This is a genomic window from Phytoactinopolyspora endophytica (assembly GCF_004138495.1).
Taxonomy (GTDB): Bacteria; Actinomycetota; Actinomycetes; order Jiangellales; family Jiangellaceae; genus Phytoactinopolyspora; species Phytoactinopolyspora endophytica.
Window position 1 is genome coordinate 33,108 of sequence record NZ_ML142856.1, and the last position, 12,212, is coordinate 45,319.

9 protein-coding genes and 1 pseudogene are annotated in these 12,212 nt (G+C 67.6%); 2 read left to right on the forward strand and 8 right to left on the reverse strand.

Annotated features, from left to right (window positions below):
- The 3 genes and pseudogenes from ELR45_RS38110 to ELR45_RS16540 form a co-directional block, all read right to left on the reverse strand.
- A pseudogene (locus tag ELR45_RS38110) lies at positions 1–563 on the reverse strand (carbohydrate ABC transporter permease); the annotation flags it as partial.
- Between the two features lie 85 nt (positions 564–648).
- Entirely contained in the window at positions 649–1,494 is an 846-nt protein-coding gene (locus ELR45_RS16535) for a carbohydrate ABC transporter permease (protein WP_205856725.1), read from the reverse strand.
- Positions 1,495–1,780: 286 nt separating this feature from the next.
- Complete coding sequence (locus ELR45_RS16540; protein ID WP_129667397.1) at positions 1,781–3,112, reverse strand: ABC transporter substrate-binding protein; 1,332 nt, start codon at positions 3,110–3,112, stop codon at positions 1,781–1,783.
- Positions 3,113–3,358: 246 nt separating this feature from the next.
- Between ELR45_RS16540 and ELR45_RS16545 the strand changes: the two genes are divergently transcribed.
- Positions 3,359–3,901: an RNA polymerase sigma factor gene (locus tag ELR45_RS16545; protein WP_276320699.1), complete on the forward strand. Its 543-nt coding sequence runs from the start codon at positions 3,359–3,361 to the stop codon at positions 3,899–3,901.
- 7 nt (positions 3,902–3,908) lie between these two features.
- Here the strand turns inward: ELR45_RS16545 and ELR45_RS16550 are convergent, their stop codons facing one another.
- From ELR45_RS16550 to ELR45_RS16560, 3 genes are all read right to left on the reverse strand, one after another.
- Complete coding sequence (locus tag ELR45_RS16550; protein ID WP_165367834.1) at positions 3,909–6,650, reverse strand: helix-turn-helix transcriptional regulator; 2,742 nt, start codon at positions 6,648–6,650, stop codon at positions 3,909–3,911.
- A 144-nt stretch (positions 6,651–6,794) separates the two neighbouring features.
- Positions 6,795–7,943 carry a Dyp-type peroxidase gene (locus ELR45_RS16555; protein WP_205856726.1) on the reverse strand — a complete coding sequence of 383 codons (1,149 nt, stop codon included), beginning with the start codon at positions 7,941–7,943 and terminating at the stop codon, positions 6,795–6,797.
- Position 7,944: 1 nt separating this feature from the next.
- A complete protein-coding gene (locus tag ELR45_RS16560; RefSeq protein ID WP_205856727.1) occupies positions 7,945–8,343 on the reverse strand; it encodes a DUF7927 domain-containing protein in 399 nt (132 codons plus the stop codon).
- A gap of 196 nt (positions 8,344–8,539) precedes the next feature.
- Here ELR45_RS16560 and ELR45_RS16565 point away from each other — a divergent pair, with 196 nt between their 5' ends.
- Complete coding sequence (locus ELR45_RS16565) at positions 8,540–9,307, forward strand: hypothetical protein (protein ID WP_165367835.1); 768 nt, start codon at positions 8,540–8,542, stop codon at positions 9,305–9,307.
- A 254-nt stretch (positions 9,308–9,561) separates the two neighbouring features.
- Here the strand turns inward: ELR45_RS16565 and ELR45_RS16570 are convergent, their stop codons facing one another.
- Together ELR45_RS16570 and ELR45_RS16575 are read right to left on the reverse strand one after the other, a co-directional pair.
- Positions 9,562–10,611, reverse strand: coding sequence for a type IV toxin-antitoxin system AbiEi family antitoxin domain-containing protein (locus ELR45_RS16570; protein WP_129667402.1), 1,050 nt, complete (start codon positions 10,609–10,611; stop codon positions 9,562–9,564).
- 247 nt (positions 10,612–10,858) lie between these two features.
- Positions 10,859–12,212: right-handed parallel beta-helix repeat-containing protein (locus tag ELR45_RS16575; RefSeq protein WP_205856728.1), on the reverse strand; the 1,354-nt coding region annotated here is incomplete at its 5' end.

The window sequence follows — 12,212 nt, forward strand, 5'->3', positions numbered from 1 at the left end:
AGGACCGAGACGGTTCCCAGCCCGTCGATCATGGCCGCCTCCTCGATCTCGCGGGGTATGCCGGCGAAGTACCCGGCGAGCATCCAGATGGAGAACGGGAGAGAGAAGGTCAGGAACGTGATCACCAGCCCGGCGTACGACCCGACCAGCTGGACGCCGAGCCAGCTGTGCATCTGGGTGAACAACAGGAACAGCGGCACCAGGAAGAGCATGCCGGGCACCATCTGAGTGGACAGCACGGCCAGCCGGAACGCGTTCCGGCCGACGAAGGCGAACCTGGCCAGCGCATAAGCCGCCAGCGCCGCCACCAGCACCGACAGCGCGGCGGAGAGCGCCGAGACCAGCAGGCTGTTCACCAGGTAACGCGCCAGCGGCATCGTGGTCCATGCGTCCAGGTAAGGACCCCCCGTCACTGTGCGTGGAATCCAGCTGAAGGCACCCTGGACGTCGGCGAGCGGCTTCACCGACGACGAGACGACGACGTACAGCGGCAGAACGGTGAACAGGGTCAAGAACGTCAGGCCGGCACGGCGGAACCATCGGAAGCCCACACCCTCGTGCATGCCGCCCGACATCGCACGCCGTCGTGTGCCGCGACCCGTGCGGGCACTGCCCCAGCTCGGGCTGCGCCCCGGATCCCGCCCGCGCTCATTCATCGCGGCCTCGGGGCACGAAAGCCCTGACGTACCAAACCGACACGGCCAGCAGGAAGGCCAGGACCAGCACGTTCATCGCGGAGCCCAGCCCCATGTTGAAGTTCACGAACGAGTGCTCGTAGATCAGGTTCGACAGCAACGTCGCCGACTCCGGCGGCTGCGGGCCGAACAACACGTACGGGATGGCGAACTCGTTGAACGACCACAGGCCCATGATCAGGATCACGACGGCGTTCACCGGCCGGATCGTCGGCAGTGTGATACTGCGGAACTGCCGCCACCGCGACGTGCCGTCCAGCGCCCCGGCCTCGTGCAGCTCGTGCGGCACGTTCTGCAGCGCCGCGAACAGCATCAGGAACGCGAACGGCCACAGCCGCCACACGGCGACGACCACGATCGCCCAGAACGCGTTCCCGCCGATCAGCCAGAACGGCCGCTCGTCGAACAGCCCCAGCTGATCCACCAGGACGTGGTTGAGCGCGCCGTCGTCCCGGCTGAAGATGAACGACCAGCCGATGACCGCAACGAACGTGGGCACGGCGAACGGGACCAGGAACAGCATCCGGAAGGCACCGCGAGCTCGGACGTCGGTGTTCAGCAGATACGCGGCCAGCATCCCGAGCGCCCAGGACAGGAAGACGACGAGCACCGCGAACACAAGAGTTCGCAGGAAGGTCGCCCACAGTGCCGAACCGATCGCGCCGCTCGGATCCAGCCCATTGCGGTAGTTCTCCCACCACACGACGGGTGCGCCGGTCCAGTCCCGGATGCTCAGCTGAGTCAGCCTTGTGAGGCTGGTCCACAGCCCCACAAGGATCGGTCCAACATGGACGACCATCTCCAGCACGACCGCCGGCAGGATCAACGCATACGGAACCAGCCGCCGCCTCCTCTGGCTGCTCGGCCTTGTCGCCGCCCGCTCCCTGTTCGTTCCTCTCCCGAATACGGAGCCGCCGTTGGTCATGCCGAACGCTCACCCAAAGGTGGGGAGGGAGAATTTCTTCGACCGATCTTCGGGCGGCGGCAGACACACGCGACCAGCCCACCCGAGCCACTCCGCCGACCGCGTGAGACGGAGAAGAAATTCTCCCTCCCCCCCGACGCCTCAGCCCGACGGCAATGGCTCACCCGGCGGCCTCCATCTGCCTGTCTGCTTCTTCGAGCGCCGACCGGATGTCCTCGTCGGTGACCGTGCCAGTCGCCGCCTGCGCGAAGAGCTCCTTCACCGCGCCGCCGACCAGGGTCTCCATCTGACCGACCTCCGGCACCTGGGGGAACGGCTCGGCATGGTCACGCAGGTTGACACTGAGCGTCTGGATCGCGTGATCGTCGAACGCCTCGTGCTCGTATGCCTCCTCGATGACGGGCAGCGTCCCGTAGGTCCGGTTCAGCTCGACCTGCGCGTCGACGTCGGTCAGGAAGCCGACCAGTTGTAGCGCCTCGTCGACGTGCTCGGAGCCGTCCATGACGGCGATGTTGGTGCCGGCCACCATCGACCCGATATCGCTGCCGCCCTCGGGCAGCTCGGCGGGGCTCGGGATCCGCGCGACACCGTAGTCGTCGAAGTCCAGCGAGGCCAGGGTCCGGCGCGTCGAGGCCTGCCCGAACACCATGGCCGCCGTGCCCTGCGCCAGTTGGTCGGCGGCTTCGGTCATGGTGAACTCGGCGTTGCTGGGCGACACGACCTGGTCGGTGACCATCAGGTCGAGGTAACGGCGGACGGCTGCGACCTGCTCGTCGCTGTCGAACTGCGGGTTGCCCGACTCGTCGAATAACGATCCGCCGTGCTGTCGACCCAGGATGAACGCGAAGTGCGAGCCGACCCCGCCGTTTCCTGCCAGGATGGAAAGTCCCCACTGGTCAGTATCGCCGTCACCGTCGGTGTCCTGCGTGAGCTGCTGCCCGATGTCGACCATCTCCTCCCAGGTCGACGGGGGCTCGTCGATGCCGGCCTCGGCGAAGAGCTCGGTGTTGTAGTACAGCCCGTACGCCTGCCCATACAGCGGGATGGTCGCGGGCGGCATTCCCTCGGCCCCGGTGGCCGCCAGGCTGGTCTCGATGAACTTGCCGGCGCCGCCGATGGCCTCCAGTGCCTCGTCGTCGAACTCGAGGAACTCCCCGGTCGCTTGCAGCGACGCCGACCAGGTATTGCCGGTGTTGAGTACATCGGGGCCCTGGCCGCTGCTCACGGCGGTGAGGATCCGGTTCCACAGGTCCGCCCACGGAACGACCTCGAGATCTACCTCGACGCCGGTCTCCTCGGTGAACGTCTCCAACAACGGCTCTAGTACGGCCTCGTCGTCGGTGATCGACGACGACATGCTCACCGCCCAATAGGTGATCCGCGCTCCTTCGGACCCGGCATTCTCATCGTCTCCGTCGGCGTCACCGCAGCCGACGAGCCCGGCACTGAGCGCCACCGATAACGAAATCGCCAGAATTCGGCCAATACGCACGAATACCCCTCACCCCACACCCAAGCTGCGCGAGCCATTAAACCACGGACTTCCGTGTGTCCGGCCGCGTGCTCGCCTAGCGGACATTCCGCGTTCAACGTCGCGCGCCACCTCGCTAGACCGACCAATGGAGACGGAATGTCCGCTTCCCGTACCACGTACGTGGCCTGCCCAGGCCGGAAATGTGGTTATCCGCGACGCGCTGGCAATTCCCACATCGGCACCGTCTAGACCGTGATCAGTAGGGTGGAAATAGACGATCCCTCGGTTCTACTCAACCGAGCGAGAAACGGTGATGAGAATGCGTTCGTCACGCTTTACCAAAGTGCGGCACCAGTCGCACGCCGAGTAGCACATCGCATAGTGCGAGATATTCACGTCGCCGACGACCTCGTCCAGGAAGCTTTCTATCTCGTCCTCAAGGCGGTGCGTTCCGGACACGGACCAACCGACTCGTTCGGAGGATACGTCGTGTCGACCGTGAAGAGGCTCGCGTACCGGCACTCGGCGACTCAGGGCCGGATGGTCTGCATCGATGACTTCACGGCCTGGGACAACTACGTGTCCGCCACTCCGGTGGGAGGCACCCAGGCGGATCTCGTCAACGCCGCCTGGGCCAGTCTCCCGCCTCGCTGGCGGCACATTCTCTGGCTCATCGACGTCGACCGCTACTCGCCGGCTGAGCTGGCACCGGCGATGTCCATGACCGCGAACGCCGTCTCCAGCCTGGCCACCCGGGCACGGCGTGCGTTGCGCTCGGCCTACATGGCTCAGCAGAGCGAGACCTGACAACCGCTCACTCGTTGACGGTGCCGAGGGCGGCCGCCAGTTCCGTACGTGACCGAACGCCAAGCTTGCGGAAGATTCTGCTCAGATGAGTCTCGACGGTCCGGACCGAGACAAAGAGTGTGGCGGCTATCTCGCGGTTGCGCCTGCCCTCGACCACGAGGGCCGCGATACGCTGCTCTGCCTCGGTCAGGTCATCGATGTCGACCGTCTCCACCGTCGTGCGCCGACCCGTGGCACGCAGCTCCGCCTCGGTGCGGACGACCAGCGCGGCCGCCCCGCACTCCTCGGCCATCACCATCGCGCGGTGCAGCCAGGACGCTGCCTCGATCCGCCGGCCCATGCGGCGCAACCGCTCCCCGTAGCAGAGCGCCGTCCTCGCCATCTCTACCGGCGACACGTCGGCGGTGACGCGGACAGCGTCGTCGAACAACGCAAGCGACGCCTCCCCCTCGCTGAGCAACGCACGGCAGCGTGCAAGGGTATGCCGCGCCCAAGCGGTCGGAGCCTTCAGCGTCCGCTGCTCGAATTCCGCGAGCGCGCTCGCACCACTGCGGATCTCCCCGCTGCGCGCGCACGCCTCGATGTAGTCGGGCTCCGCCCCCAGAATCGATGGGTCAGCGTATTCCAAGGCGTAACGTCGGGCATGGTCCAGGACCGACATCGCCGCATCCAGCTGGCCCCGGACCAATAGCAGCGCGCCGGACTCCGCCTGTGCCAACGCCGTCGCCCACCAGTCACCGTGGCGGCGGGACCGATCGACCGACCGGTCCCGGCTCCGCCACGCCGGCTCGTCGTCACCCATCAGTCCGTGGACCCGGACCATATACGCCGGCACCACCGCCCGCCAGGCACCACCGATCCCGGTCTCCTCCCACGCCGCTGCCGCGTCTCGCGCAGCGACGAGCCGACCAGCCTTGGCCTCGAGGATCGTCAACACCGCCAGGCTGCTGCCCCGCAGTAGCGGCGACTCGCCGATCCGCCCGTCGAGAGTGATCGCCTGCAGCAGCCGACGCGCTGCGTCAAACCGCTCGAGACGGACCAGGGTCATGGCGTGGGCGACATGCGCGTCCGCCTCGGTAAGGACATCATCACCGAGGGCGCCGACGACGAGAAGCGCGGCCGCGCCGCCGGGATCTCCGTTGATCGAAGCGAGCCACGCCGCAATCCTCCCGTGCACGGCACGCGTGCCCTCATCGAAATGCTCCTCGTACATCTCCGCCAACGAGAGGAAGCGAGCCGCCTCGGCCGGCTCCATCCGGCAGGCGAACCCGAACGCGGCGAACAGGTTGAGACGTGCCGCGCGGTTGGGGTCGGCGTCGGCCACCTCCTGCACGTGCCGCGTGATGACCCCGGCCGCCACGTCGCCGTCCAGCAGGCTTCGCGCCCGCACCTCCAGCAGCGCGAGGTCTGCGCGCTGCTGGACCGTCGTGTCCACCCGGAAACGCTCTCTCGCGATCTGGATCGCATCCTCGACGCGGCCATCGAACAGGGCCAGACCACCCGCGTATACGAGCCGGTCGACGCGCTCTGCATCGTTGGGCGTCAGCCGGACCGACTCGCGGGCATAGGCGGTCGCGCGTTCAAGCTCGCCGTGCCCGAGGCACTCGCCGGATGCGTGCCGCAGTTCGGCGGCGATCTCGGCGTCCTCGTCGTACCTAGACTGCGCGAGGTGCCAGAGCTGCTGGCCGCGGTCCTTGGCGTCGTAGGCGGAGGCCAGAGCCGCGTGGGCCTCTTGCCGTTCCCGGTGCGAGGCGAGATGCCACGCCATAGAGGCAGCCGCCGGACGGCGGAAGGCGAATTGACCGTCGAACTCAGTCAGATGCTCGTCCAGCAACCACTCGGTGACCGTCCCGTCATATGCCCTCAGCGCGTGCAACACCGGGGTCAGCCGCCCGTCCTCGCTCGCGGCCGCCACGGTCAGAGCCATCCGCCGCGCGTCATCCAGCTCGCTGACCTCCCAGCACTGGGCCTCCAGAACGGACGACCGGGGCAGGTAGCGGTCAAGCTGCATCCGGCCGGCCAGCTGAGCGTCGGGAATGCGGCCCACGACGTCGAGCAGCAGCCGCGGGTTGCCGCCGGCGCGCGCCGCGATCTGTTCAGCCACCCGACGCGGCCTGCCCGGTCCGGCCGCTCTGCGTACCAGTCGAACCGCGTCGGAGAAGGGCAGCTCGTCCAGCTCCATGGTCGGCAACGCATGGAACGGCCCGGCGCCACCGGACAGGCGTGTCGACAGCATCATGGCGGCAGGCACCGAACCAAGCCTGCGCGAGACGAAGCCCAGCACCTCCTGGGAGAGCCCGTCCAACAGGTGTGCGTCGTCGATCACGACAAGCAGCGGCGACGCCATCTCCGCGAGGAACGCCTGCGTCCTGGTGGCGACATCGTACGGGACAACGCCGTCTCGAACGTCAGCGAGCAGTTCGCGTCCGCGGGCCGCTATGTCGGTCTGGCCGGATGAATCGAGCGCGCCGGTCATGCCGGAGAGCACGAGGTGCACGCCGGAGTAGGGCCACTCCCGCTCCGCTTCGGCTGCCACCACATGGGCCAGGGCGATCTCGCTGCGCTCGCCCTCACCGCTCCCTCGGATGGTTACTGCCATCTCGCGCAGCAGTGCGCTCTTTCCGATCCCCGCGGGCCCGGCTATCACCATCGCGCCGCCGGCGCCCGACTTCAACCGCTCGACCACCTCGCCGGCTCGGCGTACCTCCGCCGTCCGTCCGACCAGCCCGCCCCAGTCCCCATCGTCCACGTCTTTCTCTCCGCCCCTTGTATCCCACCCCGTGCTCAGTGACTGAGCCGGTCTTCTCCGCTCCACCCGAGCGTTGACGTCCTGCAGAGCGAGGCCCCGGTCAGCACGCTGTGCAGGGCCAGCGCGCCACTCCAAACGCTTCGGTCAGGTGGCCTCCGACAATGTCGCGCCCAATGGCCTGTTCCGGTCGAACCCAGGCAGCACGAGGAAGCCCGCGCTCGCCGTGGTCGTGACGAAGCGCATCATCTGGTCCTGCTCATCGAGCCGCTGCTGCGTAGCGACGAAGGTGCGCAGGTCGCGCTGGAAGCACGTGAACACCAGACCCACCTCGTCGCCCTCCGCGTACGAGTACCCACGGCGAAGCATCAGCGCGCTACCCGTCGGCCCCGGATGTGCGGCGCGCGCGTGCGAACCAATTGGCGTGACGTACCGGCCGTCAGCCGTCCTGGCCGTCAGGTTGACCTCCGACATCCGCTCGCCTCCGGACAGCGGGGCCCCATCCACCCGCTTCCGGCCGACCACGGCCTCTTGCTCATCGACACTGAGCCCAGCGAACGCCTCGATATCCGTCCGGAGCCGTCTGATCACCGCGATCGTGCCTCCCGCGGTACGACGTCCGTTCCGCAGCCACACGTTCTCGCCCAGTTCCTCTTCGCCCCGAGGGACGGCAATGCCGTCGTGGAAGCCGAACGGGTTACGGACGACGCCGTCGGCGTCCGGCCCTCGAAAGCCGAACTGGCGCCACCGCTCCGCGGCTCCAGGCACCGTCCGAAGCAACGTGCTCACTGCGGACGGCAGCACTGCGGGGTCGCTCGCGCTCGCGATCAGCAGCAGGTCGCCACCAGTCCGCTCCGGCGCCAGCTCAGTATCGCCGACGAACTCGGGCAACGGCTCGGCCCCCGGTAACCCGGCGTCCACACCGGCCACGATGCGGGGTCCGACGCCGACGGTGACAGTCAGGTCTCCGGTGTCATGCAGGTCATCGTCGAGGAATTCCAGCAATGTCTCACCAAGAGGCGGCAGGAAGGAGAGGACCGCGGGATCCGGGACGTCGGCGACAAGCGTGAGCGAGAACGGCTGCGGGGTAGCGGGCGTCGCGATGCCCGCCTGGTGCCGGCCGGTGGCAGCGACGGGTGCGTTCTTCGCTTCCGTCGTCGGACTGGCGACATCGGCCTCGCTCCTGTCGGTCTCATCATCGAGGGCGACCCGGCCGACGACCGCCCCGGCGCCGACGCCGCCGGCACCGATCGCCAATGCACCGAGCAGGCTCCGCCGGGATGGACGAGCGCCCACCTCAGACACCCTCCCCTACGTACGCGTCCGTCACGGTCACCGAATACGTCACCGTCACCACGTCACCGACCTCCAGGTCACCGGCCCAAGCCAGCACTCCGCCGTTGAACGCCGTCACGCCGCTCGACACCTCGAGGTCGTCATTCCATCTGGCTCCGTCGAGGTCATCCGACACGTCATCTGTGTACGACGCGTCGGCGACCGATTCATCCCCCGTGTGCGTGATTGTCACGGTATAGCGGACCACGTCGCCTGGCACCACGTGGATGCCGGGCTGCGGACGCGACACCTTCGACACCGTGTACGACGAGCCCGCGGCGCAACATGCCTCCATCACCGCCAGTGGGCCGATGACCAAGCTGGCCAGTGCCGCCACAAACACAGGGATATGGCCCCACATCGTGCTCTCCCTCGGTTCCTCCGCCATGTCGTTCTGGTTGACGACGCAACGCGCCAGAACGCACGCACTCGAGTTGTGCCATTCCTCACACGTCCGCCGCGTGCGATGCCGGGCCGGCGGCAGCTCATCTGTCTACGTGCGTACAACTCCTCGAAGGCATCAGGAGCCCCATGTTCATCAGCGACGAGGCCGACGATTGGTAATCACGGGAGCAGTGACGGCGCTGCTCGGTTTCGGCCTCGGCGGCTGTGCAGGCAGCGCAGCGACGTCGGAGTCTGGGCAGGCCGGCGGGGTACGCAGTCTCACCTCCCAGGAGTCAGAGGCCCTGGCCATCTCCCGGTTCACCAACTACGACGACGGTGTGCGGCAGGTCGACGCGACCATCCCTGACGGGCCGGACACCTGGCGGGTGCACGGTTGGTTCGACTACCGGGAAGGACGGGGCTATGCGACGCTCTGGGCAGACGGTGCCGCGACAGCCGCCGCGCTGCTCTTGTGGTCCGATCAATACCTGCTCAGTCACGACGGCAGCGGCGTCAGCGCCGGGGAACTGCCGCCGCTACCCGTCCCAGGCTCGCCCTCGCTCCTAGCAGACGAGGATCCGGCATGGGTTCCCACCACGTATGCTGCCGACGAGTTCACCCCACACGTCGCGCTGCGGATCATCGCCAGCCTCGGCGCCGACCGGCCGGACAATCCGCTGCTCCTTCAGCAGTCCGACGCCCTCCGGTTGGGAACGGAGAAGCTCGACGGTGTCGAGCTCGACGTCTTCGCCGGTCCGCGCCCTGCTGACTCGGCCACCGACATGGCGGCAAGCCCGAACACCGAGAGCGCGACCATCCGGTACTGGCTCGACCCGCAGGGTCACATGCACCGGGTCGAGATGCGCCTCGGCAACGCCTGGGGCTCCGTCGACCTCGCCGACGCGGCGACCGACCCCGAGATCCCCGATCCCACGCATTGAGTTTGGCCGGATGCGTCGCACACTCATCCAACCCCGCATCCCGTCGCGGCCGTCTGCCCCCGACCCGATGTCCACCCGCTCTCACACATCCCGGCCAGATCCCTGAACGGCGCAGCGTGGCCGTTCGCCACCTCTGCTTTCCGTACCACATGCTGCGTCCCGTACCGGATGCTGCTTTCTGTACCGCGAAGCGTCCGGTTCACGGTTCTTCACGACACAAAATGCAGCATCCGGTACAGAATGCAGCACCACGGCTAGACATCCCATCCGGCCGGAAGGATGATCGAGGTCGGCGCCGGTGATGGCCAGTCCTCCGCCGCCGGTTCCACCGGACTGTGCCCGGGCACGTCCTTCCACCAGCGAATGGGCGCCGACCGCACGGGATTGTCGACGAGGAGTTTCGAGAACCGCTTGGCCAGTTCCTCGCGGCCGCGGAAGGCGAGCCGCCACTGGAACCGGGCAAGATCCAGGCCGAGCCGGCGGCGCAGGTACCACTCGCGTTCGTTCTGCTTGGTCACGACCGTCGAGGCATCGGGGCGGTTGTCGTACTTCAACGCGCCGTCCGCCTCGTACGCCGCCCAGTGATGAGGCCACAGACCATCAACGCGGTACTCGGGATGACCGTCACCCACCCACGCGTTCAGCACCGGCATGGGCAGGCCGAACTGGATCACGGTGAACCGGCCGAGGGTCTCGATCGGGGTCTCGGCCAGCGGGTCGACATGTCGGGCGACCCACCTCGCGCGGTCGATGTCCGGCCATCCGCGCATGTGCTCGATCGGGTCGTTCAGGTCGATACGCAGCCGCGCCACCGCGTCCGCCGACACCAGCGCATGATGAATCGGACCCGTGCGTGCCATGTCAGCGACGACCCAGCCCGGACTCATCACACCGACCTCGCCCACGTGCGTCATATGCCACCCGGGAAGCTCAGCGATCCGGACGTCTTGCGAGCACCTGGCCGACCTGCGATTATCCTCCTGCCTCGGCCGGACGGCGTTTGGCACGTCTGGTGGACGCCCGATGACAGGCAGTTCCCACGTGACGGCGCCTGACCAACCGGTGAGATAAACGTCAGGTCCACGTGACAAGCCGAACGCACGCGCTTCGAGGCGGTGGCGCTCTTTCATACCGGCGGCCTTGTATACCTGGGTCTGCACGTAGCGCCCGGGGCCGATCCGAGTCAGCAAGCCAGCCTCGGCCAGCCGGGCGATGCGGTTGCGGGTGACGCCTGCCGCCTGCGCTCGCGCTACGACGATCACACTCCCGTCACGTCGCAATAGTTCAGCGACGTCGGCTGGCATGGTTCGCAAGCTACGTGGCACGCGCACCAGCCTGACCCAGCGCTGCCTCATCGGAAGGCGCCATCGTCCGGCTGTGGAAAACTCGCCGGTTTCCGAGCCTCGGGTGAAGGGTGTGGATAACGGCACCCAGGCCGAGCTGTCCTTGTCACTTTCTGTACCGGATGCTGTCATCCGTACCGCTTAAACGACCGATTCGGCCCCTATCACGACACAGAATGCAGCATCCGGTACAGAAAGCAGCATGGGGCTAACTCGCCGTGCCGGTTCGGTCGGCGAGCAGGTCCTCGGCCGGCACGTTCGGATCCGTGAACGACGGCAACTCCACTTCGTCCAGCAACCGTTCCGGCGGTTCGTCGACGTCGCCCATCGTGGGCTGCGGTGCCGGCGGGGCCACGTCGAGGAAGCTGACGCCGGCCGGCGGTGACACGTCGGGCAGCTCATCCGCCGCGGATGCCGGCTGCGCGGGCGCGGAGTCAGCCGCCTCGCCAGCGGTATCGCAGTCTCCGATGTCGTACCAGGTCGCAGCCTCGCCGGCGCCACCAGCACCTCGGTCCTCACCGTCATCGGCGCCGTCTCCCGCGGGGAGCGTGCTCTCCAACCCGGCTCCGTCGACGCAGGTCGCCCGCGTCGGCGCACGGTTCGCGGCGACGTTGGCGATATCGACGCCGTTGCCGCCGAAGACGCCGTCGCGGACCACGTTGGCCAGAGCTTCGAGATCCTCGATGTTCCGCAGCAGCAGCCCGGCGACGGGGTTACCCTCGACCCGGTTGGCCCAGAACAGGTTCTCCTGGCCGCCGGCGGTGCCGATTCCGATGCCGAAGCCGTTCTCCGCGTGCGCCGGGGAATCGGGCTCACGGTTGTCGCTGATGACGTTCCCGACCACGGTGTTGCCCTGCTGTGGGACGAACGCCTCCTGGTAGTCGGAGTTCAGCGTCATGCCGATCCGGTTTCCCGAGAACCTGTTCCCGGTGATGACGACCGAGTCGGACGCGTTGGAGTTCTCGAAGCCGATGGCGTTGCGCTCGGCGACGTTGCCCTCCACCAGAATCTGGCAAGAGCGGCACTGGCCGACGTAGATGCCCGCGTCGGCCGAACCCGAAGCGTACGAGTCCCGGATCACGCCGTTCTGGGCGTTGAAGGCGTAGATGCCGTACAGCCCGTTGTTGTAGGCCGTGACGTGGTCGACGCTGAACCGCTGAACCGGCGGGAACTCCTCCGGGTCGAACGGCTCGTAGCCGTCGTCTTCCTGTGCGACCGGTCCGTCTCCGTCGTGCAGACCGGTGACCAGCACGCCGTAGAAGGTGTGTGACGTGACGGTGAGGTTCTCCACCCGGACGCCGGCAGCCGTGGCCACGACACCGTACGGGCGGCGTCCCTCGCCGTCGATCACCGTCTCATTGCGGTCGGCTCCGCGGACGGTGACATCGGGACGGTCGACGATCACCGACTCGGGGTACGTCCCAGGCCCGATGAGCACCATCCCGCCAGGATCGGACTGCGCCACCGCCTCGTTGATCGTGTCCGCATCCTCCGGGACGCGCACCACGGCCGCCTCACCACCGGACACTTCAGACGGCTCCTCATCGTCTCCAGCACATCCC

Coding starts and splice junctions, on each gene's coding strand:
- ELR45_RS16560 (WP_205856727.1), bottom strand. CDS start 8,343: ATGTGGGGCCATATCCCTGTGTTTGTGGCGGCACTGGCCAGCTTGGTC.
- ELR45_RS16570 (WP_129667402.1), bottom strand. CDS start 10,611: ATGCCAGCCGACGTCGCTGAACTATTGCGACGTGACGGGAGTGTGATC.
- ELR45_RS16535 (WP_205856725.1), bottom strand. CDS start 1,494: ATGGTCGTCCATGTTGGACCGATCCTTGTGGGGCTGTGGACCAGCCTC.